Source organism: Virgibacillus profundi, from assembly GCF_002287375.1.
Taxonomy (GTDB): Bacteria; Bacillota; Bacilli; order Bacillales; family Amphibacillaceae; genus Virgibacillus_K; species Virgibacillus_K profundi.
Genome location: NZ_NPOA01000001.1, coordinates 217,874 through 242,892, shown reverse-complemented (window position 1 = coordinate 242,892; position 25,019 = coordinate 217,874). Strand labels below are relative to the sequence as shown.

At 37.7% G+C, this 25,019-nt stretch carries 23 protein-coding genes; 21 read left to right on the top strand and 2 right to left on the bottom strand.

Features of this window, described 5'->3' with window-relative positions; translation table 11 throughout:
* The 8 genes from CIL05_RS00960 to CIL05_RS00925 all read left to right on the top strand — a co-directional run bounded on the left by CIL05_RS00960 (position 1) and on the right by CIL05_RS00925 (position 8,376).
* Positions 1–972, top strand: coding sequence for an ABC transporter permease (locus tag CIL05_RS00960; RefSeq protein ID WP_095653626.1), 972 nt, complete (start codon positions 1–3; stop codon positions 970–972).
* 13 nt (positions 973–985) lie between these two features.
* The gene (locus CIL05_RS00955; RefSeq protein ID WP_240510072.1) at positions 986–1,846 is read left to right on the top strand and encodes a carbohydrate ABC transporter permease; all 861 of its coding nucleotides are present in this window, start codon (positions 986–988) and stop codon (positions 1,844–1,846) included.
* 136 nt (positions 1,847–1,982) lie between these two features.
* Positions 1,983–3,488, top strand: a complete 1,506-nt coding sequence (locus CIL05_RS00950; RefSeq protein ID WP_095653625.1) for an extracellular solute-binding protein — start codon at positions 1,983–1,985, stop codon at positions 3,486–3,488.
* A gap of 32 nt (positions 3,489–3,520) precedes the next feature.
* Complete coding sequence (locus CIL05_RS00945; protein WP_095653624.1) at positions 3,521–4,573, top strand: Gfo/Idh/MocA family protein; 1,053 nt, start codon at positions 3,521–3,523, stop codon at positions 4,571–4,573.
* Positions 4,574–4,607: 34 nt separating this feature from the next.
* Positions 4,608–5,507: a Gfo/Idh/MocA family protein gene (locus CIL05_RS00940; RefSeq protein ID WP_095653623.1), complete on the top strand. Its 900-nt coding sequence runs from the start codon at positions 4,608–4,610 to the stop codon at positions 5,505–5,507.
* A gap of 20 nt (positions 5,508–5,527) precedes the next feature.
* Entirely contained in the window at positions 5,528–6,388 is an 861-nt protein-coding gene (locus CIL05_RS00935; RefSeq protein WP_240510071.1) for a sugar phosphate isomerase/epimerase family protein, read from the top strand.
* Between the two features lie 67 nt (positions 6,389–6,455).
* A complete protein-coding gene (locus tag CIL05_RS00930) occupies positions 6,456–7,229 on the top strand; it encodes a glucosamine-6-phosphate deaminase (RefSeq protein ID WP_439144816.1) in 774 nt (257 codons plus the stop codon).
* A complete protein-coding gene (locus CIL05_RS00925; RefSeq protein WP_095653622.1) occupies positions 7,222–8,376 on the top strand; it encodes an N-acetylglucosamine-6-phosphate deacetylase in 1,155 nt (384 codons plus the stop codon). The genes CIL05_RS00930 and CIL05_RS00925 overlap by 8 nt, the downstream gene beginning before the upstream one ends.
* Before the next feature lie 134 nt (positions 8,377–8,510).
* Here CIL05_RS00925 and CIL05_RS22890 read toward each other — a convergent pair whose 3' ends face one another.
* Together CIL05_RS22890 and CIL05_RS00915 are read right to left on the bottom strand one after the other, a co-directional pair.
* Positions 8,511–9,131, bottom strand: coding sequence for a YesL family protein (locus tag CIL05_RS22890; protein ID WP_095653621.1), 621 nt, complete (start codon positions 9,129–9,131; stop codon positions 8,511–8,513).
* A 153-nt stretch (positions 9,132–9,284) separates the two neighbouring features.
* Entirely contained in the window at positions 9,285–10,628 is a 1,344-nt protein-coding gene (locus CIL05_RS00915) for a GGDEF domain-containing protein (protein WP_095653620.1), read from the bottom strand.
* Between the two features lie 226 nt (positions 10,629–10,854).
* Here CIL05_RS00915 and CIL05_RS00910 point away from each other — a divergent pair, with 226 nt between their 5' ends.
* The 13 genes from CIL05_RS00910 (at position 10,855) to CIL05_RS00855 (ending at position 25,012) form a co-directional block, all read left to right on the top strand.
* Entirely contained in the window at positions 10,855–11,871 is a 1,017-nt protein-coding gene (locus CIL05_RS00910) for an NAD-dependent epimerase/dehydratase family protein (protein WP_095653619.1), read from the top strand.
* On the top strand, positions 11,872–12,930 hold the full coding sequence (locus CIL05_RS00905; RefSeq protein ID WP_095653618.1) for a dihydrodipicolinate synthase family protein: 1,059 nt from the start codon (positions 11,872–11,874) through the stop codon (positions 12,928–12,930).
* Positions 12,931–12,947: 17 nt separating this feature from the next.
* Complete coding sequence (locus CIL05_RS00900; RefSeq protein ID WP_095653617.1) at positions 12,948–13,943, top strand: zinc-dependent alcohol dehydrogenase; 996 nt, start codon at positions 12,948–12,950, stop codon at positions 13,941–13,943.
* Positions 13,944–13,971: 28 nt separating this feature from the next.
* The gene (locus tag CIL05_RS00895; RefSeq protein WP_095653616.1) at positions 13,972–15,024 is read left to right on the top strand and encodes a Gfo/Idh/MocA family protein; all 1,053 of its coding nucleotides are present in this window, start codon (positions 13,972–13,974) and stop codon (positions 15,022–15,024) included.
* A 9-nt stretch (positions 15,025–15,033) separates the two neighbouring features.
* Entirely contained in the window at positions 15,034–16,587 is a 1,554-nt protein-coding gene (locus CIL05_RS00890) for an FAD-dependent oxidoreductase (RefSeq protein WP_095653615.1), read from the top strand.
* Positions 16,588–16,667: 80 nt separating this feature from the next.
* On the top strand, positions 16,668–17,543 hold the full coding sequence (locus tag CIL05_RS00885; RefSeq protein WP_095653614.1) for an ROK family protein: 876 nt from the start codon (positions 16,668–16,670) through the stop codon (positions 17,541–17,543).
* Positions 17,544–17,551: 8 nt separating this feature from the next.
* Positions 17,552–18,706 carry an N-acetylglucosamine-6-phosphate deacetylase gene (gene nagA / locus CIL05_RS00880; protein ID WP_095653613.1) on the top strand — a complete coding sequence of 385 codons (1,155 nt, stop codon included), beginning with the start codon at positions 17,552–17,554 and terminating at the stop codon, positions 18,704–18,706.
* Entirely contained in the window at positions 18,707–18,835 is a 129-nt protein-coding gene (locus CIL05_RS22745) for a hypothetical protein (RefSeq protein ID WP_276245320.1), read from the top strand. It begins immediately after the preceding gene.
* Between the two features lie 18 nt (positions 18,836–18,853).
* The gene (locus CIL05_RS00875; RefSeq protein WP_095653612.1) at positions 18,854–19,981 is read left to right on the top strand and encodes an MFS transporter; all 1,128 of its coding nucleotides are present in this window, start codon (positions 18,854–18,856) and stop codon (positions 19,979–19,981) included.
* A 126-nt stretch (positions 19,982–20,107) separates the two neighbouring features.
* Entirely contained in the window at positions 20,108–20,860 is a 753-nt protein-coding gene (locus CIL05_RS00870; RefSeq protein ID WP_338066911.1) for a glycerophosphodiester phosphodiesterase, read from the top strand.
* Positions 20,861–21,048: 188 nt separating this feature from the next.
* On the top strand, positions 21,049–22,662 hold the full coding sequence (locus CIL05_RS00865) for an extracellular solute-binding protein (RefSeq protein WP_095653611.1): 1,614 nt from the start codon (positions 21,049–21,051) through the stop codon (positions 22,660–22,662).
* Positions 22,663–22,866: 204 nt separating this feature from the next.
* A complete protein-coding gene (locus tag CIL05_RS00860) occupies positions 22,867–24,009 on the top strand; it encodes a glucuronyl esterase domain-containing protein (protein ID WP_095653610.1) in 1,143 nt (380 codons plus the stop codon).
* A 238-nt stretch (positions 24,010–24,247) separates the two neighbouring features.
* Positions 24,248–25,012, top strand: coding sequence for an alpha/beta hydrolase (locus CIL05_RS00855; RefSeq protein ID WP_095653609.1), 765 nt, complete (start codon positions 24,248–24,250; stop codon positions 25,010–25,012).
* Positions 25,013–25,019 lie beyond the last annotated feature (7 nt).

Below are 25,019 nucleotides of genomic sequence, written 5' to 3'. Positions count from 1 at the left end.
ATGGAGAATTTAGAGGGATTAGAAAAAGAAAAAACAAAACGAAAGAAAGAATACCATAAGCCCTTAAATAAAAAGACTATAAGGAAAAAACTTAATAGCAGCAAATATCTCCTAATATTATTTGCACCTGTTTTACTATATTACTTAATTTTTCATTATGTACCAATGTTTGGGATCGTTATTGCATTTAAAGATTACAACTTATTTAAAGGTGTTTTGGAAAGTGAATGGGTAGGATTAAAATATTTTCAAATGTTCATAGAAAGTCCAGACTTTTTTAATTTATTACGAAACACTTTTTTGTTAGGTTTATATAATTTCATTTTCGGGTTTCCAATACCAATCATATTTGCGCTTCTATTAAATGAATTGAAAAATATGTATTTTAAACGCTTTGTCCAAACCCTTAGTTACTTACCGCATTTTATATCAAATGTAGTGGTAGCGAGTATGGTTGTAGTTTTTCTTTCTCCTTCTGGAATTATAAACCGATTGATTTCGTTCTTAGGGATTGAACCGCTTAATTGGATGATCATGCCGGAAATGTTCCGTACTATATTTGTCACGTCAGAAATCTGGCAACATATGGGGTGGGAGGCAATCATCTACTTAGCTGCCTTAACCTCCATTAGTCCGCAATTATACGAAGCAGCGGAAATTGATGGAGCCGGACGTTTTGCAAAATTATGGTACATCACGTTACCTGGGATACTGCCCGCAATCTTTATAGTAGGTATTTTAAATATAGGAAAAGTGTTGGAAATTGGCTTTGAAAAGGTTTTCTTGTTATATAACCCAGTAACCTATGAAACGGCAGACATCATTTCTACCTATGTATACCGAGTTGGTCTTGTCCAAGGAAACTACAGTTATGCGACAGCAATTGGATTATTTTTAGGTGTAATAAGTTTTATCTTCTTATTTGGTGCGAATTATCTTTCGAAGCGATTTGGACAAGAAAGTCTATGGTAAGGGGGCGTTGGCTTTGAAAAAAACAAAAATTACTCCGTTTACATTTGTAATCTCCATTCTTTTACTGGGCGTTGCATTTGTTACGATTTACCCATTTCTTCATATGATTGCTGTCTCATTAAGTGGAGATGTTCATGTTATGAGGGGGGAAGTAAATTTAATACCAAAGGAACTAACATTTAAAAACTATGAACATGTATTAAGTGACCCTCGAATTGTTACTGGATACCTTAATACCATTTTATACGTAACCTTAGGAACTACTATCTCTTTAATAATTACTGCGATGGGAGCTTATGCATTATCCAAGAAAGAGATGTTTTTTCGTAAAGGTTTTATGATAATGATTGTTTTCACTATCTTATTCGGCGGAGGAATGATTCCAACTTTTCTAGTCGTTAAATCTTTGGGGTTATTGGATACGATTTGGGCAATGGTGCTGCCACAGGCGGTAAGTACATGGAACTTAATTATTATGAGAACCTTCTTTTCCGCTACAATACCAAAGGAATTAGAGGAATCTGCTAAAATCGATGGTTTAAATGATTTGGGTATATTCGCTCGAATTGTTTTACCACTATCAAAACCGGTATTGGCAACAATTGGTCTTTTCTACGCAGTAGGGATCTGGAATAACTTTATCCTTCCACTGCTATATCTAAGGGATGATGCACTGTATCCTTTACAGGTCATTCTTAGAAATTTAGTTCTTGTTGAACAAATGGCTGATGTATCAGGGGGAGATGCCGTAGTAGTTCAGGAATCGATTCAATATGCAACCATTCTTGTTTCTACGCTTCCAATCCTTTTACTTTATCCATTCCTTCAAAAATACTTTGTTAAAGGGGTGATGATAGGATCATTAAAAGAATAAGAAGCTTATGCTCTTATCAGGTATTTATGGCTGGTTAGAGAAGAGTTTTGCAATTCACAACAAGAACGATAAACCTGCATTTGCCTTTTCGCGAGTGAATAAACAAATTATCAATAAATGGAGAGGGGATTAATCAATGAAAAAGATGATTTCTAATATTATTATCATGATGTTCATTTTAGGAGTCTTGGCTGCGTGTTCTGATGAACCATCTTCATCGGATGCCGAATCAGATGAGGAAAGGGCAACGATAGAATTCTATACGAATGAACATCCGAGCTGGCCGACTGATGAGGATTGGCTGGTATTCGACTTGATGGAGGAAGGCGGTAATATGAATATAGATTTAACGATTGCTGCAGATCCTTATGGTGAGTCATTAAATCTTGCTGTTGCATCTGGAGATTTACCGGATTTAATGCGTATGCCAAATTACTCGACAGCTAACAGATATGGAAATGATGGGGCTTTAGTAAACCTACTTGACCATATTGATGAAATGCCTAATTTACAAACATGGATGGAAGAATTTCCAGAAGCAGCCAGAGCCGCTCTTTCACATGATGGAAAAATGTATATATCACCAAATATTGGTATTGGAGAAACCAATCGAATGCTGTATATGTATCGGCAAGATATTTTTGAAGAGCATGGTTTAGAGGTGCCACAAAATTGGGATGAATTTTATACCGTTTTAAAAGAGTTAAAGTCGATCTATCCAGATAGCTATCCACTTGGCTTCCGAAATGGTACAGACAAACTTCAAAGCTTTGCACCAAACTTTGGTACTAGCCTGGATTACTATTACGATAATGAAAAAGATGAATGGCGTTATGGGCCTATAGAAGACAATTTCCGTGCATTGGTGGAACATCTAAATAAGTTTTATAGTGAAGGTTTAATTCCATCAGATTTCTTATCAACAGATACGGCTCAATGGCAAGAATTAATGTCTACGGATACATCTTTTATTACCCAAGACTATATTGGAAGAATAGACGAGTTTAACCTTGCAAATCGTGAAACAAATCCAGATTATACGTTAATAAATATGGCACCACCAGCTGGTTTTCCTGGGGGCGAACAATTAGCTTATTCAGCACATACAAATGCACCAGGTTATTCGGTTGCTGTAACTTCTGAAAATATCGATACAGTCATTCAATACATTGACTGGACCTTTTCTGAGGAAGGAAGAGATTCATTAAGTTGGGGTATTGAAGGTGAAACGTATACCGAAGAAAATGGCGAGAAAACATGGATTGAAGACTATCAAAGTCCTGCAGACCTTCGTAATGACACTGGGATATCTACGTATGCAACATACTCATGGTTTGATTACGATGCACATATGAGCTTATTCAGTGATGAAGTGAAACAAGCATATGAAGAAGGTCCACAATACGATGCACCAATCGTTCCAATCCCAGCTTTTTCCCCTGAGGAACAGGAAATCATAGCCATCCAGGGAGAATCAGTTATTAAACACAGGGATGAGCAAATAGCTAAGTTTATTATTGGTGATCGTGATTTAAGTGAGTGGGATGATTATGTGATGGAAATGGAAGACCTTGGTGTACAGGAACTTGTAGACATACATGCAAAAGCATATAAACGAATGCAAGAAGCAGAGTTAAACTAGAAAGTAATTATTTATTTAAAGAGGTGGTTTTTATGTCTAATAAAAAAAAGGTAGTGATTGTTGGGGCTGGAGTAATTTCAGCCTCCCACGCAAGGGCGATAACAGCACATCAGGAGGCAAAGCTGATCGCTATTTGTGACATTGAACAGGGTAAGGCAGAGAAATTAGCTAATGAATTTGGAGTAGAAAAAGTATATACGGATTATGAGGAGATGTTTGAACAAGAAGATATTGATATTGTATCCGTTTGTGTGCCCAGTGGCTTGCACGCGGAGGTTACAGTAGCAGCTGCCAAGAATGGAATCCATGTACTATGTGAGAAACCACTTGATATTACAAATGAAAAAATGACAAAAATGATAGAGGCATGCAAATCTTACGATGTTAAGTTAGGCGCTGTTTATCAGCGAAGAACATTGGATGCAGCTATTAAAACCCGAAAAGCAATACAAGAAGGAAAGCTTGGAAAACTGGTTCTAGGAGATGCTTATTTAAAATACTACCGAAGTCCAGAATATTATAAGAGTGCCGGTTGGAGAGGCACTTGGGAAATAGACGGCGGTGGAGCTTTAATGAATCAAGGAATTCATGGAGTTGACCTTATTCAATGGATGGTTGGAGATGTTGATTCAGTATTTGCTTATGCTGCCCCTTTAGTTCGAGATGTAGAAGTAGAAGATACATCAGTTATTGCTGTTAAATATAAAAATGGGTCCTTTGGTGTTATACAAGGGACTACATCCGTTTATCCGGGGCAGGAAACAAGATTTGAAATTCATGGTGAAAAAGGCTCGATTATTTTTGGAGACTCAGGTTTCAAACAATGGGATTTCCTGGATAATGACGAAGAAATTCCACAAGTTAGTAATACAGAAGGAGGTAGTAGCGATCCAAAAGCTATTTCGAATAAGGGACACTATATTTTTGTGGATGATATGATACAGGCAATAAAGGAAGACCGCGAGCCACTCGTCCCCGGTGAGGAAGCTCGTAAAGCAGTTGATTTGCTTTTGGCAATATATGAATCAGCAAGAACAGGGAAAGAAGTACAGCTAGATGCAGCAAATCAATTAAACTACAAATAAATATCTTAATTTTTTACAGGAGGAATAAAATTTAATGGATTATTTTAGAATTGGGATGATAGGTTTAGATACATCCCACGTAGTAGCATTTACAAAATTACTAAATGATTCAAATAACCAGCACCATGTACCTGGGGGAAAGGTGATAGTTGCCTTTCCAGGCGGTTCAGATGATATGGAATTAAGCTTCTCACGTGTAGACGGCTTCACCAATGAATTACGTGATAACTATGAAGTTGAAATAGTAGATTCCCCAGAGGAGGTTGCTGAAAAATGTGATGCTATTTTTTTAGAATCAGTTGATGGACGAATTCATCTCCAACAATTTAAGAGAATAGTTTCATATAAAAAACCAGTATTTATTGATAAGCCTTTTACAACATCATTGAAAGAAGCGAAAGAAATGCTTCGTTTAGCTAAGGAATTTGATACACCGCTGATGAGTTGTTCTGCTGTTAGGTTTGCAGTTGGTTTGTCCTCAGCATTAGAGAAATTCGAAGGAAAAAATATCATAGGAATGGACTGCTATGGTCCACTGCAGATTGAAACCAATCATGGGTTGTTCTGGTATGGTATCCATACTGCTGAGATGCTTTATCGTGCCTTTGGTAAAGGATGTAAGAAGGTAACAGTTACAAAAAACGAAGACCACGACATAATTCTGGGAGAATGGAAAGACGGACGTATTGGTACGCTTCGGGGAAATAGAAAGGGAAATAAATACTTTGGTTCGATAATTCACAGTGATGATCAAACAGAATTTGTCGATGCGTCTTCAGGTGAAAAGCCTTTTTATGCTGCTTTGTTAGAAGAGATTATTCATTTTTTAAATACCGGAAAGCCAGCAATAGATATCGAGGAAACAGTTGAAATTACTAGATTTTTAGAAGCAGCAAATGAAAGTCGTTCGTCTGGAAAAACAGTATTATTGTAAAAACTGAAGGAGTGAAATCATTGATTCTTGATAGGTTGGGAGTAATTACAGATGAAGTATCACCCAATATTATGGAGGCTTTAGATTGGATTAAAGGAAAAGGTTTAAAACATGTAGAACTTCGGAGGATTAACGATAAAAATATAATTGATTTGGGTGACAACGAAATTAGGCATCTGCTTCAAGAAATAGAACAGCGAGGATTATATGTATCATGTATATCATCACCGGTATTCAAGTGTAAACTTGACCCTTCAAGAACTGTTGCCTCAGGAGATACATTTGGGCAAGACGAAGAAAGTGTTGAATCCCATTATCTGAAACTAAACCGAGCTTTTGAAATTGCTAAACTGTTAAAAACAGATAAAATTCGCATATTCTCATTTTGGAGGGAACAAAATCCTTCCGATTATGAAGATGAAATAGTCGATCATTTAAAAAGAGCAGCCAATCTGGCGGAAAAAGAAGATATTTTACTATTGCTGGAAAATGAAGGTGCTTGCAATGGTGGCTATGCCTCTGAAGTTAGCAGAATGGCGAAGAAGGTTAATTCGTCTAATCTCAAAGTACTTTGGGATCCCGGAAATGAAGAGCATGGGGGGCGGTCCGCTTTTCCTCAGGGCTATGAAGCTGTGAAAGGATTGTATGGTCATGTCCATTTAAAAGATGCTTACATTGGAACAGATGGCCAGCCAAAATGTGTTCCAATTGGTGATGGTAATGTCCCTTATTTAGAACAGTTACAGGCTATTGATAGAGATGGTTATCAAGGATTGTTCACGATTGAAACACATTATGTTCCAGAAGGTGGAACAAAAATGGATGGTACACAATTAACATTAGATGGTTTAAATCAACTATTACAAACTGCGAAAAGGTAAAAATTCACTTGATGAAATTTATTACAGTTTAGATGTAAACAATCAAAGAAAGGAGTTTTTATAAAAATTGGAACTAAAAATACAACCTAATAAACAAAAGAAGTTTGATGATTTACTTGTAAGAGTATATGAAAAGAGGAAAGAGATGGGGCGGGCTGCGGCAGCAGATGTTATAGAAAAAATGAAATCTCTATTAAAAGAGAAGGAAACGATTCGTATGGTATTTGCTTCTGCACCTTCCCAAAATGAATTTCTTGAGACGTTAAAGAATGCTTCAGGGATTGATTGGGAACGGGTTACAGTATTCCATATGGATGAATATATTGGTCTGAAACCAAAGTCAGAACAATCATTTAGCAAGTTTTTATGCGATCGTTTATTTGATGGTGTAGAACCAGGTAAAATACATTTAATCAATGGTTTAAATAATGCAGCAAATGAATGTCAAGTTTATAGTGAATTGTTAAATGAAGCTCCCATCGATATTGTATGTTTAGGGATTGGTGAGAACGGTCATATTGCATTTAATGATCCCCCAGTAGCTGATTTTAATGACCCAGAAAAAATAAAAATGGTTATGCTGGATGAAGTATCTCGACAACAACAGGTTAACGATGAAGTTTTTCCTCATCTCGACGATGTTCCTACACATGCACTAACGTTGACTATTCCAGCATTAATGTCCGGAAGCCATTTATATTGTATCGTACCGGGTTTGACGAAAAGGGAAGCAGTTAGGAAAACTTTAACAGGGCTAATTTCTGAGATAATTCCAGCTTCTATTTTGCGTCGACATCCAGACTGTACATTATATCTAGATAAGGATTCTTATAATGAATGAATATCTGGAAGGGATCCATTATGTCACTGGAGAACAAATCTCAGTAACATTTGAGGGAAGTATGATTAGCGATATTAAAAGGCTCTCTAACCAAAAAAAAGAATTTTTACCATATATTGCGCCGGGGCTCGTTGATTTACAAATTAATGGCTATCAGGGCAATGACTTTAATTCGCTGCCCATCACTCGAGAAATGGTGAAAAAGGTTACTACCTCACTTTGGAAGGAAGGTGTTACTTCCTACTTTCCAACCATTATCACAAATAGTGATGAAGCGATAGAGAGTGCAGTGCAAGTGATTTCAGAAACCTGTGAAAACGATAGCTTTGTTGAGGAATGTATTGCCGGCATACATGTAGAAGGACCATTTATATCAACTGAAGATGGTCCAAGAGGTGCACATAGCAATTCTTATGTAAAAGCTCCTGACTGGTCTCTTTTTCAACGTTGGCAGGAAGCAGCAAAAGGAAGAATTAAAATTATTACCATTTCACCTGAATGGCCAGGGTCAGCAGAATTCATATCAAAATGTACAGAGAATGGTGTTACAGTTTCCATTGGTCATACAGCTGCAACTCCCGAACAAATACAGGAGGCAGTGAAGGCTGGAGCAAAAATGTCAACACATTTAGGAAACGGAGCACATCTTATGCTTCCGCGTCATCCTAATTATATCTGGGAGCAGTTAGCGGAGGATAATTTATGGTCGTGTATTATTGCTGATGGATTTCATTTGCCTGATTCCTTCTTGAAAGTTGCAATAAGCGCAAAAAAATCTCAATCCATATTAGTAAGTGATGCAGTGTATCTCAGTGGACTGGAGCCAGGGGATTATGAAACTCATATTGGCGGTAAGGTAGTGCTTACACCCGAAGGTAAACTTCACATGAAAGAAAACCCGAAATTATTGGCTGGTTCTGTGAAAATGTTAAAAGACGGAATTGCACATCTTTCAAAAAGTGGCGTTTGTTCGATACAAGAAGCCTGGGAAATGGCCTCAGTCCGCCCATCTACTTTTATGAAACTTCCAGTGATGGAAGGACTTAAGGAAGGAGAAAATGCTGACCTGGTAACTTTTACACGGGAAAAAAACTCTGTGAAAATAGTACAAACATATAAATCTGGAAAACTAGTTTATACTTCGTGATTTTACGAATAAAATTAATGTGCTGTCTGTTCAAAAATGCAATTTGAAAGTTTTGAACAGATAGCTTTTTCGTTTACATTTCGTCATCGTTTTAAGTGTTTTTGTATTATGAAAGCATTAAATAGCGTTGGAACTTATTCAATGTTTTGTTGAATCGTCTTTTTCTCATTCAACCTGCCGTTCTTTAAAAAAACTTTATGACAAACAGAAAAATTAACAAATGCAGCAAAACTAAAGAGAATTAAAGACATTATAGGAAAATAATATAAAATAACTAAGATCAGAGCCAAAAGAATGAGATTCAATATTGTCATTGGAAAGTATGCCATTGATACCAAAAAAGAACTTTTAATTATTACTTTAATTGAAGCATTATAGTGAGAGATTGTGGAAAATAAATAGATTGTTGTAAAAATGAATAATAAAGCAATAAAAAGTAATGGAACTAATAGAAAAACTCTAAATTCAAATTGTCTAATGAAGAGAAAGTCGAAATATAATATTACTGAAAAAATAACCCAAATAGTTCCAATTATAAAACTTTGTTTAAAATTTTCTTTAAAATACTTGATGTATAAAAATAGAACCCCAGAATCTCCTTTTAATTTCCAACGTCTAATGACACTAAACATCGCTGAAGTCGCGGGGAAAAAGGTTATAATTGGTAAACATGTTATAACCCAAAGAATATTCAAAATGAAAAAGTTTGCGAAAACTGTAAGTGTTCCATAAAAATTGCTGTAAAATAGCTTCATAAGTATTCACCCTATTTCCGATTTTCTGTATTTAAAGTAACATATATAAATAATAATTGATAGATGAAGTATAAATCATATCCTGTTATTGAAGACAAATTTATACAGATTGTGAATAGTAAAAAAAACAATCGAAATAATATACTTAGCTTCCTAATCAATAATAAAACTCAACCTATATATCCTGCGTGGTCTACCTTTATGAGTTACCTTCTCTTCACCAATAATTTCGACAAGTTCCGCGTCCATCCATTTAAGCAGAATACGATGAGCGCTTCGAATGGTTATATTTAGTGTTGAGGCTAATTCCTGGGCAGTGTAATCATATTTATTATATCTGGCAACACGTGCCATCAATTTTGTCATATATGTTGCGGACATCCCGGCTTTATCAGCTTTTCCAAGCAGTTCTGCGTCTGTAATGGATAGGTCATAACGTTCGTACTGGGTGTGGGTTGTAATGTCAACAGGTCCAAGAACACTGCGGTCTTCACGGACAATATAACAGACATTCCCTCCTAATTCTTTTGATTGACGCAGTGCCAGGCGGGCATGGCTGCCAGCTTCTGCCGCGGTACTGCCAAATCCGACACCGATGCTCAATGTAATGTCGATTTCACTTTTTGTTTCGTGAAGTAATGGGATGAATTTATAGCCTCTAGTCTCACGTTCAAAAATACCTCGGGTAGTTATAAAAGAATATTCTTCACTGCCTAGATTAATTAAATGGCCGTCAAGCTGTTTTATATAATTAAGAAGCATCTGCTGTATTTGTAATTTTAATAATTGAACATCATGCTCAGAAGGATATTTTTCGATTACCTTTTTAAAATTATCAATATCAATTAAACCAAAAACGATTTGTGATTCTTTATTTCTTCGGGTAGTTGTGGCCAGAAGTGCGCGCTCCAGTGAGACGATCATATCTTGAGATGTCGGAATTACCCATTCATTTGGGATATTCATTTCAGTTAGTTTTATGGAAACCTCCTGGATACCAGTAATGGCAATTGCTCCATTTTTCAGGTGGTTTTCTCTATGAAAATCAATAATATTGGTGATCAGCATATTTTTGGAAAGATCGTTAAAAACAGTGAATTCATAACCTGTCTCATCTAATTCATACAGTATTTGTTCAACATATTTCTTTTCGATGGTGTCAACAGATAATTTTTTTAAACCATAACTGTTTTTTATAAGAAATAAGGATCTGTAAAGACCTGTTCCCATTAGTGGCACATGGTGAACAGGAATGGAAAAATCAATCATCTGTTTTGCTAAGTGATATTGATGGTATTCGGTAAACATTAATACATCTACATCATTTATTAAATCAATTATAGCATCAGCAAGCACACTATCAGGATTAATAATAGAATATATCGGTTTGAAGTTTGGAAACGATTTTAATGTTTTCTTTGTCTGTACAATAAGAGCTTCTGGGCCAATAATTCCAATGCTAATCTCTGAATTGTCTGTTACAGTATTGATTTGCATAAAATCACCTTCCTTAATAGACAAAAGTGTAGACATGTCTATTCTGATTTATTGTAATTATCATACTTTTTAAAATCCGCTTTGTCAAAAATGAGTAACCCATATGAACTATTGAAAATATGAAGTCTATATAAAGACACTTTTAAGACTTGTCTTTTAATGGCTGTGTCCATACTATATAACTATAATTATCTGTTTTATATTTCAATAGATTAGGAGTGTTTGAATGAAAACGATTGCAGAACTGGAAAATTTTATGACCAAACCATCATCGGCATTAATTAACGATTTAAAAAACCTGGATGGTGATATTCTAATCCTAGGTATTGGTGGAAAAATGGGACCCACCTTGGCAAAAATGACAAAAAGAGCGATTGATGAAGCTGGATTGAATAAAAGGATAATTGGTGTTTCCAGATTTTCTTCAGGAAATTTGAGACAGGAGCTTGAGGAAAATGGAATTGAAACTATTGCAGTTGATCTGCTGGACGATGCTGCATTAGACTCGTTGCCAAACGTAAAAAACATCATCTATATGGCCGGAAATAAATTTGGCACTGTTGGCAATGAACATTTTACTTGGGCAATGAATGCATATCTCCCGGGACGCTTGGCAGAGAAATTTAAAAACTCTCGTATTGTTGCATTTTCAACTGGAAATGTCTATCCGCTGACAAATGTTTTGTCAAATGAATGTTCGGAGGATACTGCTGTCAATCCCGTTGGGGAATATGCTCAATCCTGTCTTGGGCGTGAACGTGTCCTGACATATTTTTCACATAAAAATAAAACACCGATGGTTTTATTCAGGCTGAATTATGCGATTGACTTACGCTATGGTGTATTGCTCGAAATAGCTAAAAGTGTCAATGAAGGGCAGGAAATTGATCTGACAATGGGGAAAGTAAATGTTATCTGGCAGGGCGATGCCAATGAATATGCGGTCAGATCATTGCTGCATACAAATATTCCCCCTGAAATATTGAATGTAACAGGTCCAGAAACCCTTTCAATAAGATGGCTGGCGGAGGAATTTGGAAAAAGATTCAATAAAACAGTTAGATTCAGTGGTGAGGAAAGTCCACAAGCACTCTTGAATAATGCCTCTAAGGCGCATAAGTTATTTGGTTATCCAAATGTTTCTGTTCAGCAAATGATGGATATGATTGCAGACTGGCTGATAATTGGCGGAGAAACACACAATAAACCGACCCATTTTCAAGAACGGGAAGGTGCATTTTAAATGTTAAAACAGGAAATAAAAGGGCTTTTGCATGAAGGGACTGTAATTCCTGCACATCCATTGGCGTTAACCAGTGATAGACAATTAGATGAAACACACCAGCGGGCACTTACAAGGTATTATATAGATGCCGGTGCCGGTGGAGTGGCTGTTGGCGTTCATACGACACAATTTGAAATACGGGATCCGGAATTCGCTTTGTTTGAAAAAGTACTAACGATGGCAATGGAAGAAATAGAAAATGCCAAAGTTCAAAATTCCTTTATCAAGATAGCCGGTATTTGCGGGCCTGTGGAACAGGCAATTCAAGAAGCAAAATATAGTAAAGAAATCGGTTATGATTTGGGGTTATTGAGCATGGGTGGCTTGAATGATCTTTCAGAGGATGAATTAATCAGCAGGACTGAGAAAGTGGCTGAAATCATTCCGGTATTTGGATTTTACCTGCAGCCATCTGTTGGAGGCAGAGTTTTCACCTATGATTTCTGGAAGCATTTTGCAGATATACCAAATGTTTACGGCATAAAAATCGCGCCATTTAATCGCTATCATTCATTCGATGTTGTCCGAGCTGTTTGTAATTCGAAAAGAAATGATGAGATTGCTTTATATACCGGAAATGATGACAATATCGTAAATGATCTTCTTACAACCTATCGAATTAAAACAGGTGACAAAATGGTAGAAAAGAAGATTGTTGGGGGGCTGCTTGGTCACTGGTCTGTATGGACGAAGCGGGTTGTTGACCTATTTGAGGAAGTGAAAAAGGTTCAAAACGCTGATACAGTTCCCAGCAAATTATTAACATTAGGACAGGAGATTACAGATGCCAATGCTGCCTTTTTTGATCCGAAACATGATTTTAAAGGCAGTATAGCCGGAATTAATGAAGTCCTGACAAGACAAGGGCTATTACAAGGAAACTGGTGTCTGCTGGAAAAAGAAAAGTTAAGTCCGGGGCAGAGCGAAGAAATTGATCGTGTTTATGCAGATTACGCCCATTTACATGATGATGAATTTGTGAAAAGGAATCTATCCAAATGGTTAGCTGAAAGGTAAGAAAGGGGCAATTTTCAATGCGGAAGATCATCGCACATAACAAACAGGTTTTTATCGTGGAAGACGAAATGCCAAAAGTAAAACCGTCCTATGTATTAATTAAAACAATGTATTCGGTGATCTCACCCGGAACAGAATTATCGATTATTAATAATAGTACGGATAAAAAGGTACCCTTAGGCTATAGTGCGATGGGGCAAGTAGTGGAATGTGGCAGTGGTATAACCGATGTGGAAAAAGGAGATTTAGTGGCATGCTATGGTGCTCCATATGTCCAGCATGCAGAGTATTTACTCGTACCAAAAACGTTATATACCAAAGTTCCAGCTAACGTTGAACCAAAGGAAGCGGCACTTGCCGGAATTGGGGCTATAGCGATCCACGCACTACGGGTAGCTAAATTGCAGTTTGGTGAAACGGCAGTTGTTGTTGGCCAGGGTTTACTCGGCCAAATGATAGCTAAAATAGCTAATGCGGCAGCGTACGATGTTATTACATATGATCTTCATGAAAATAGAGTAAAAATGGTGAAAGAAAATCAAATAAGGAGCTTTTCATCCATGGAGGAAATGGAAGAAGAAATCGGAAAAACCACAAAAAACAATGGAGCGGATGCGGTTTTATTATGTATAGGTGGTAAACGCTCACCCCTTACACATCGAAGTCTCAGGTGGATTCGAAACAAAGGGAAAGTTGTTGTCGTTGGTGATGTTGAGCCGGATTTTCCAAGGGATTTAATGTTTGCTAAAGAAGCCGAGCTATTAATCTCCAGGGCTGGTGGTCCTGGACGCTATGACAAAGTATATGAAGCAGAAGCGATTGACTATCCATATGGGTTTGTTCGTTGGACGGAAGGAAGAAATGTAGAAGAATATGTCCGCCTGGTAAGTGAGAAGCGGATTGATGTAAGCTCATTTATTACGGAAGAGATTAATTTTGCGGATGCCGCAGGAGAATTTGAGGATTTGTTGAATAAGAAATCTAGTACGTTAACGAAACTTATACGTTTTTAAAATTTACATAAGTGAAGGGAGATTGAAGATGCTAAAAGTCGGAGTAATTGGTGTTGGTTCGATTTCAGAGTTTCATATTAAACCATATATGGAAAATAAACAGGTAGAACTGGTTGCTTTATGTGATAAAAATGAGCAGCGTCTGGCTGGAAAAGGTGAACTATATGGGGTAAGTCAGCTGTATCGTGATTATCATGAGTTGTTAGCAAATGAAGAAATTGATGCTGTGAGCATCTGCACATGGAATAACTCACATGCCGAAATAGCAATTGCTGCATTGGAAGCAGGAAAACACGTATTAGTGGAAAAACCCTTATGCATGACAGTGGAGGAAGCGCTGGCTGTTCAAGCTGCCGTTGAAAAATCAGGTAAAGTTCTGCAGGTAGGCTTTGTTCGGAGACATGGAGATAATACAAAGCTACTTAAAACATTCATTGATAATGGTGAGTTAGGTGAAATCTATTATGCGAAAACCTCATGCCTGAGAAGACTGGGAAATCCTGGCGGCTGGTTTAGCGATATTTCCAAGTCCGGAGGAGGTCCTTTAATAGATTTAGGTGTACATATGATTGATATTTGCTGGTATTTCATGGGTAAACCTCGTCCAGTATCTGTTACGGGAAACACCTACCGAAAATTAGGTAACCGCAGTCATATTGAAAATCTTTCATTCTATCAGGCCGCTGATTACGATCCGTCATTGAATGATGTGGAGGATCTGACAAATGCCTTAATCCGTTTCGAAAATGGAGCTTCCATTATGGTAGATGTTAGCTTCACACTGCAAACGAAAAAGGATGAATTATATGTAAAGCTTTTTGGTGACAAGGGTGGAGCAGAATTCGAGCCTGAGCTGGCTTTAGTAACAGAGAAACATAACACTATCATGAATGTAACTCCACAGGTTGATAATCTTGGTTTTGATGTCCATAAGGCATTCATTAATGAAATTAATCACTTTGTGGACTGTTGTCTTGAAGGCAGTGAAAACATTGCACCCGTAGCTGATGGTGTGCAAGTAATGAAAATGCTGAATGCCATTTATGAATCAGCAAATACTGGCAAAAAAATTTATTTGTAGGTGACTGTCATGAATACAGATTTAATCATTGTTGGTGGCGGATTGGGCGGCTGTGCTGCAGCATTAGCCGCATGTGAACAAGGGCTTAACGTAGTTTTAACTGAAGAAACAGAGTGGCTTGGCGGTCAGGTTACCTCACAAGGCGTACCTCCGGATGAGCATAAATGGATAGAAGAATTTGGTTCTACCAGGAGGTATCGGAACTATCGTAATAAAGTCAGAGAAACTTATTTACGGACAATGAAAGTAAATGCAAGGGACGAACCGTTAAATCCCGGTAACGGATTAGTGAGCACTATTTGCCACGACCCCCGTGTTACCTTACATGTCCTGAATGTGATGCTGCTGCCATATGTATTAACGAATCAACTAACTGTTGAATTAAATACAAAGATTACTGAAATAAAAAGAAATGGAAAGTCAATTCATGAAATAACCTTGAAAAATCTGCAAAGTGACAGAAATAAGAAAATGGCTGCATCTTATTTTATTGATGCAACAGAAGCAGGAGATTTTTTACCATTGGCGAATATAGAATATGTAGCTGGAGCTGAGGCGAAATCCGAAACCGGAGAGTCCCATGCAGTGGAAAGTGCTGATCCTAATGATATTCAGGCATTTACCTATGTATTGGGAATGGAATACCGTGAAGGAGAAAATCATACAATTCCAGAGCCTGAGATGTATTCCTTTTGGAGGGAATTTCATCCTGATATTTGGCCGGATAAACTATTAAGTCTGTTTGCGCCACATCCAATTACAAAGGAAAAGCGCCAATATACATTATTTCGTGAGAAGACAGGCTTTCCATTATGGGAATATCGAAGAATTTTTGATAAAAATCAATATGAAACTCCTTTTGTTGCAGGAGATGTCACATTAATGAACTGGCCGCAGAATGATTACTTTTTAGGGAATATTTATGATGTAACGGAAGAGGAAAAAGAAAAACATTTATATCAGGGGAAACAATTAAGCCTTTCCTTGTTATATTGGCTGCAGACAGAGGCCCCTAGACCTGATGGAGGGAAGGGTTATCCCGGACTGAAGCTTCGAAAGGATATTTTTGACACGGAGGATGGATTGGCAAAAGCACCATATATCAGGGAATCAAGAAGGATAAAAGCAGAATATACAATTGTTGAACAGGATGTATCCCCGGATTTTAATAAAAGAAAGACCGGCAAGAAGTATGATGATCGCGTTGGAATCGGTTCGTATAGTATTGACCTTCATCCAAGCATGACTGGCCGGAATTATGTTGATATACCCGCACTTCCATTCCATATTCCATTAGGTGCGCTGATTCCAAGGGATGCGGATAATCTGCTGGCGGGGTGTAAGAACATCGGAACAACACATATAACGAATGGCTGTTACCGATTGCATCCAACAGAATGGAATATTGGTGAAGCCTGCGGTGCACTCATAGGGTATTGCTCGAAACATAATGTTACTCCAAAAATGGTTCGTGGTGATAAGCAGCTGCTGAATCAGTTTCAGGAAGCGTTAAGGAAAGATGGCTTCGAGCTTGAATGGCCTGAAGAATTTTATACAGAGTAAGACTTTAACACAGGAAACTATTAAAAAATGAAAGGACACCTCAAAAGAAGGTGTCCTTTTTAAAGGGACAGGGTGAGCATATGTATACGATTGGAATTGATATTGGAGGAACCAAGATTAAATTTGGAATGTTAGATGAAAAGAAACAGCTTGTACAAATAGATGAAATAAAGACACCAAAAGAAGAGGTTTTAGAAACGATCATTGGGTCAATTAAATCTATTATCGGAGAAAACGAGCTAAAAGGTATAGGAATAGCAACTGCTGGAATTGTCGATGTTGAAAAAGGAAAAGTTACTAGTGCCGCAAACATACCAGCATTTGTAAATATACCATTGGTTCAAAAGCTGGAAGAGACTTTTCATGTACCTGTGGCTATTGCCAATGATGCAAATAGTGCTGCATTGGCTGAAGGAAAGGTAGGAGCAGCAGTTGGTGCGGACAGTTATATTTGTGTAGCAATTGGAACAGGAATTGGTGGAGGGATTATCCATAATGGTGAACTGGTGCATGGCAGAAATGGCTACGGCGGAGAAATTGGTCATATGATTATTGAGCCAGATGGAAGACAATGTGGGTGTGGCAGAAAGGGATGCTGGGAAGCTTATGCGTCAGGCAGTGCATTGGAACGTATGATTCAGGAAGACCCTGTTTTAGCAAAGGAAACCTATCATCCAAGGGATCTTTTCGAAAACTATACGAAAAATGAATCTTGTAGGGAAATTGTAGATGCTTTTATAGAATATCTTTCTATCGGAATTAGTAATCTGCAATATTTATTTGATCCGGAAATGATTGTTATTGGTGGTGGAGTGATTGCTTCAGGTGAACATTGGTGGGACAAACTAGTGGAAAAAGCGGCTAACAAATCTTCTATTCCATTAAATCTACAGCAGGCACAGCTGAAAAATGATGCAAGCATGATTGGTGCAAGCTTTTTAGTTCCAGAAAGGTGAGGGAATACATGTATTACTTAAAAGGCGATGTTGTCACAGATGGAAGAATTTTAAAAAATTCATTTGTTGAAATAAAAGATGGAAAAATATCTTATATCAATCAGGAAATGAAAAAGAATGATGTTCCCGTGTACGAGATTAACGATGGCTATATTTGTCCAGGGTTTACAGATATACATATCCATGGTATAGATGGGATGGATTTTATGGATGAAGAACCTGCAATATTTCGTTCGATTTCCAATGGGCTGCTAAAATATGGAGTTACTTCCTATCTGGCAACCTCACGAACAGCAGCATTGCAAGATATTCAGCGATTTCTTGAAGCAGCCGATAAACATAAACATGAGCTGATAAATGGTGCCAAAATGCTTGGTGTACATATAGAAGGTCCGTGGATCAGCACAAAATACAAGGGTGCTCAAAGCGAAGAACTTATTCGAAAGCTGACAAAGGAAGACATGAAGAATGTGATCAAACCGTTTACAGATATTATCAAAAAAATAACACTGGCACCGGAGGAATTGACGGATATTTCAGTCATTCGCAAGTTAAAGGAAATGGGCGTAAACTCCTCTGCAGGGCATACGAATGCAACAATTGATGAAATCGAACAGGCAATGGAATATGGTCTGAAGCAATTAACCCATACATTTAATGCCATGAGTCCATTGCATCACCGCACACCAGGTGCAACAGCCGCTGCATTACTTTTTGATGATTTGATCTGTGAGTTGATTACGGATGGCGTACATGTTCATCCTAAAGTAATCGAGCTTTTATATAAGGTTAAAGGAAAGAAAGGGCTGGCACTTATTTCCGATTGCACCGGCTATAATAAACTCCCAAATGGTGAATATAGCTTAAGAGGCAAGGATCTTATCGGGAATGGCAACAAAGTTACCCTAAAGAACGGAACATTGGCTGGAAGTGCAATAACATTGGATAAAGGAATCAAGTTTGTTGTAGAAAACTGCAATATCCCTTTGGAAGATGCTATCTTTATGGCTACACAGACGCCCCTATCAACAATCGATGGTATGTCAAATTCAGGTAGAGTTGCTGTTGGACATGCTGCTGATTTGATAATTTTAAACAAAAAATTGGAAGTATCTGAAACGATTATTAATGGAAAAACAGTATTCAAAAAGGAGATGGAGTAAATGGAGATCAGAAAATTAAATCCGGATGAGTTTGATCAGTCTATTAAACTAGCAGATGAAACCTTTCGTGATGAGGAACAGAGATTCCCACTTCCATTGCCAAATACTAAAGGAATGAATTATGTCTAGAAAAAGGTATGTGATTGTATGAAATACTCATTGCTTAAAGTCTATTACTTTATATTTGCCTTTGGTACTGGTGCTTTTCAGTTTTTAAACCTGTACTATGTGGATGTTGGTCTCACAACAGCTCAAATTGGAATATTGTTTGCGGTTGGCCCCTTTGTTATGATTTTTGCTCAGCCGTTCTGGGGAATGCTGACAGATTACTGGGGTTCACCCAAGATCACACTATTCATTATGATTATAGGCTCGTTAGCAACTGCTTTATTTTTTCCGTTTTCCTTTGAATTTGAGCAGCTGCTTTACCTGAATATAATTTACTTTTTCTTTCAAAGCTCTATTCCACCAATTGCTGATGCTACTGCACTGTCACTATTGGATGACCGGAATGATTTTGGGAAAATAAGACTATGGGGTTCTTTTGGATATGCGGTAGGCGTCATGTCAGTTGGGAAAATACTGGATCTGTTTGGTCTGCAGTTAATGTTTATCTTGCATAGCTGTTTTCTGCTTATCGCTTTGCTTCTTGCGTTAAGGCTTCCGATTAAAAAGGGTGGAAAAAAGGATTTCAGTATTCAAAAAGCAGTTAGTTTATTTAAAAACCCTGCATTTATTATGTTTTTATTATTTAGTTTTTTAGTTCATTTGACAGTACATGCGAATAATTCATTTTACGCCATCTACATTCAAAATATGGGTGCTACATTGACGATTGTTGGATTCGCATTATTAATTAAATCAATTTTTGAGATACCTTTTTTTGCAATATCCAGTAAGCTGATGAGTCGTTTTTCATTCCCTTTTCTTTTATCCACTGCAGCAATTATCTATGCCTTCAGGTGGCTGATATTGGGCTACAGTGATGGATTGCAAATTCTTGTGTGGTCTCAGATTTTGCTGAGTCTGTCATACGCAATCCAATATTTTGTATCAGTAGCTTATGTCGATGTGATAGCACCGGAAAGGTATCGTGCCACGGGTCAAACCTTTTACTGGGCTGTGACGTTCGGATTAGGTGGGTTAGTCGGAAATATTCTGGCAGGCTTTTTGCTGGATTATGTAGAAATTGATGAAATGTATAGGCTCGCGGGGCTACTTTCACTTGCCAGTGTGATTCTGTTATGGATAAAACCAAAGCGAAGGATTCAGTAGTAATCAGTTTACTTATTCTTTACTGAAAATTAACACAAAATGGGTAAAAAGACATTTCAATACAAAGATTTTAAATGGTAACATAATTAGTAAATACGTTAGTTAATTAACAGAGGGAGTTTTTTTATGATGACGAAAATTTTTGCGCATAGGGGCAGTGCCGGAACACACCCGGAAAATACAATGGCTGCTTTCAAAGAGGCAGAAAGGATAGGGGCAGACGGTATTGAACTGGACGTACATTTAACAAAGGATAATCAAATTGCTGTAATCCATGATAAAACTGTGGACAGAACAACAAATGGCACAGGTGATGTTGGCATTCACACGCTGGAAGAATTGAAAAAACTGGATGCGGGATCACATTATGCAAAGAAGTTTAATGAAGAAACTATCCCGGCTTTAACGGATGTATTTTCCTGGATGCAGGGAAATACATTGGAATTAAATATTGAACTGAAAAATGTAACGGTAGATTATCCCGGTTTTGAAGAAAGGTTACTTGAAGAGATTCAGAGATTTGAATTGAAGGATCGCATCATTTTCTCATCATTCAATCACGATTCACTGAAGAAAATAAATGAATTAGATTCGGAGATAGAATGTGCGATTTTGTACTTGGAGAAGCTTTATAAGCCATGGGAATACGCTAAAACACTAGGAGCAAAAGGGTTGCATCCGCATCATCCTAATACTTCGGAAGATATGGTAAAAGAAGCACAAAGACAAGGATTCCCTGTAAGGGTTTATACAATAAATGATGAAAAAGTGCTGGAGAAATTTATAAGAGCGGGATGTGAGGCAATTATAACCGATTACCCGGAAAAGGCATTGCAAATACGAAAAAGGATTGAAGAAAAAGTAAGAGGCAAAAAGTGATTCGATCATTACAGCTAAATTTAGGGGGGTGAATTTTCACAAGTTCATGTGAAATTTAAAGAATTGGAGGGTAGACGAATCTGGTTATCCTTTTATTGTCAACTTATGATTGTTTTGAAAACAGGCTTTGAATTGAATAAGTGATTTTAACTTGAAAATCTATCAAACTTTTAATCGTGAGGTGCAAAGTGAATATAAAAAAGATATTTAGTTTATTACTGTTTATTGCAATATTAACTGGATGCAGTGACTCTGCTGAACCTGAGGATGTGGAACTGGATGAAGAACAGCTTGCGAATCTTAATGAAACAGGATTTCCAATAGTTGATGAACAAATCACTTTAGATATATTTGCTGGAAAGTCTCCGGCGACGAATGACGACTGGAATGATGTTTTGATTTTTAATAAGTATCAAGAAATGACCAATATTGACATCAATTGGGAAATGGTGCCTGTAGAAGGCTTGTCTGAAAAGAGGAATATCAGACTGGCGGGGGATACGCTGCCTGATGTATTTCATTCCGCAAGATTTTCTTTCGCTGATTTGCAGACATATGGCAGTCAGGGTATGTTTATAAGTCTGAATGATTTAATAGAAGACTATGCACCAAATTTAAGCAGCTTGTTTGAAAGCCATCCCGATGTAAAAAAAGCTATCACGATGCCTGATGGCAATATTTATTCTCTTCCATATTTATTCGATCCGGAATTTACATCAGTCCTGGTGGCGTCACGCCCTTGGATTAGGGAGGACTGGCTACAACAGCTCGAGATGGATAATCCGGAAACTATGGAAGAGTATTACCAGTTTTTAAAGGCGGTAAAAGAAACTGATTTGAATGGAAATGGGGAAGCTGATGAAATCCCATTTGGTGGAACTTCTATGGCACGCCTAACAAACTGGTTAAAGGGTTCCTTTGGATTACAGAATAAGGGAATGAAGCATGGATATGTGGATATGGATCCAAATGAAGAGCAGCTTCGATTTTTCCCAATTGCCGATGAATATAGGGAGATGCTGGAATATATCAATAAACTTTACAGTGAGGGTCTGATTGAGGAAAATATTTATTCCATTGATACAACACAGTACCTTGCTAATGCTTCTGAGGGTGTCTATGCAAGCACGGACTACTATAGCCCCGATATGCTCTTTGGGGAAGAAGTAGGTAACAAATATATTCCTGCTAATGCACTCGAGGGGCCTGATGGAATAAGAGAATACAGTAATATCACATCTCCAGTCATGCAGCCAGGTGCTTTTGTCATCACTAGTGAAAATGAGAATCCAGCTGCAACGATACGGTGGGCTGACCATTTTTATGGTGATGAGGGTGCGGAACTTTTCTTTATGGGAATTGAAGGCGAAACCTTTGAAACTGATGAAGAAGGAAATAGGGATTATGTTGATGAAATTGAAAATAATCCTGATGGTCTCTCAATGGAACAAGCAGTTTCCCAATATCTGACATATCCAGGCGGGTTTTATCCAGCACTCGTTAAAGAAGAATTTTTCATAGGCTCGGAAAACACGGAAATGTCCTGGGACGCTGTTGAAACACTTGAACCGTATATGATTGAAGAAGTGTGGCCGGAATTCACTTTTACAGATGAAGAAGGCAAAACAATGAACACACTTGGTGCGGACATGCATAAATACGTTAATGAAATGACTGACAAATTTGTTACAGGTGAAGTCCCGTTTAGTGAGTGGGATAATTATGTTGAAACAATCAAGGATATGAACCTTGAGAAATATATGGAAATTCAGCAGGCTGCTTATGAGAGATTCAAAAAATAAGTGAAGCAGATGTAAAGAGGCAGGGGGGAAGGGCAATCCCCTCTGCTTTGTACTTTATCCAAGGTTTAGCAGTTGAAAGTGGAGATTAATGGAAAAAAACTGACTAGAGATTGGAACCTACCCTTAATCCTAGAAAGGGCAGGTGTTTTCTTATTCATTTGAACGCAGCTTAAAAGTACAAATATGATGGTGGAGGAATGAACAATGGGTACAAGAGAAGAATCATTACCAGAAGCTCTTTTTACTGTAGATGGAACGAAGATAGTGACTGCAGAACAGTGGGAGAAAAAAAGACGTCCGGAAATTCTTGATTTATTCCGTGAACATGTTTATGGTCGAGAAGCTGTAAAGCGTCCCAAAAATTTAGGTTTCAAGACAGTTGAGAAAGAAGGTATGATGAAGGGATTGTCCAAACGCAAGAAAGTGAACATCACTTTCGAAGGACCCGGTGGAGTAGGTTTGTTACGTCTCCTGCTATTTATCCCAACCCAACCTGTCAAACCTGTCCCTGTCTTTTTACTCATTAATAATAGACGTCTGGAGGATGAGGATCCAGAAAGAGATATGCGATCACCATTTTGGCCAGCAGAGTATATTATTTCCAGAGGTTATGCAGCAGCAGTTTTCCATGTTGAGGATATCGATCCAGATTATAATGATGGATTTCAGAACGGGGTTCATGGGATATTTGATTCTCCCGATCAACCACGTCCTTCGAATGCTTGGGGAACGATTTCTGCATGGGCATGGGGGGCAAGTCGCGTCATGGATTACTTTGAAACGGATCCTGAAATTAATTCTGAGCAGGTTGCTCTTGTTGGCCACTCTAGAGGAGGTAAAACTGCTCTTTGGGCAGGAGCGGTTGATCAGCGATTTGCTATGGTGGTAAGTAATAATTCTGGAAATACAGGAGCTGCACTTTCGCGCGGAAAAAAAGGAGAAACAATCCAGATTATAAACAATGGATTTCCACATTGGTTTACTGAAAACTACAAGAACTACAACGATAAAGAATACGAATTACCAGTGGATCAGCATATGCTATTGTCCTTAATTGCCCCTCGTCTTTTATATGTTGCGAGTGCTTCTGATGATTATTGGGCTGACCCGGAATCAGAGTTTCTTTCACTAGTTCATGCCGAACCAGTATATCGTCTTTTTGGCTTACATGGACTAGGTACCCGACAATTTCCAACGCTAGATTCACCGGTACATAGAGATAATGTAGGATATCACGTGAGAACTGGAAAACATGATTTATTAGAGTATGATTGGCAGTGCTTTATTAATTTTGCAGATTATTATCTAGAGACAGGGGTTTCCTGTAAGGGTTTGCGCAGTCAATGAAGAAAAGAGCTGGAAAAAGTATTCCCCTATTTTGTGTAATTTATAAAAACTTTAAACAAACGTTTGATCAATTCTTAAAAAATAGTAAATTTCATCATTTCCCGGGAAATATCGACAGAATTTAAGAAAATAAAAGGAAATAAGGTTTAGTCATCGAATATATATTAATAGATACGCTTGAAAAATGGTGAAGCTTATCGAATTTATAATTATTATTTCACGAAAGGATCATGTACATATGCCATTGTTAAAATGTGACTTTTTCTCGGAGGCTTTGATGTTAAGTACTTCCATGACAGTAATCCTGCCAAAGAAATCGGGAGAACATTCAGGCAGGAAAAGCAGCCCTGTACTTTATCTTCTTCATGGTTACAGTGATGACCATACGGCTTGGACGAGGCGCACATCTATAGAACGATATGCTGAGGATATGGGAATTGTTGTTGTAATGCCACAGGTTGATCATAGCTACTATACAGATATGGCCAGTGGAAATAGGTATTGGACATTTTTAACTGAAGAAATTCCCAATACGGTTCATTCTATGTTTCATTTATCAGAGAAACGGGAGGATAATTTTGTTGCTGGTTTATCTATGGGAGGATATGGTGCCTTTAAATGGGCGCTCCGGTATCCGGAAAAGTTTTCAGCAGCCGCAAGTTTGTCAGGTGCTCTGGATGTTTCCGATCTCTTAGACAGGGTATCCGATAATGATCGAAAAAAAGAATTCATTCAGATTTTTGGTGAACAGCCTGTTCGGGGAACTGAAAATGATTTGCTGGAATTGATTAAGCAAGGGAATGGGGCAAAGCAGCTAAAACCAATGTTATACCAGAGCTGTGGAACAGAGGATTTTCTTTATAATGATAATATTACTTTCAAAAAGGTATGTGAAGAAACAGATTATAAGCTGGAAACTGAATTTGAGCCTGGTGATCATAACTGGGGTTATTGGGATAAGAAAATTCAGGATGTATTGAACTGGCTTCCAATTCAAAACTAGTAAAACG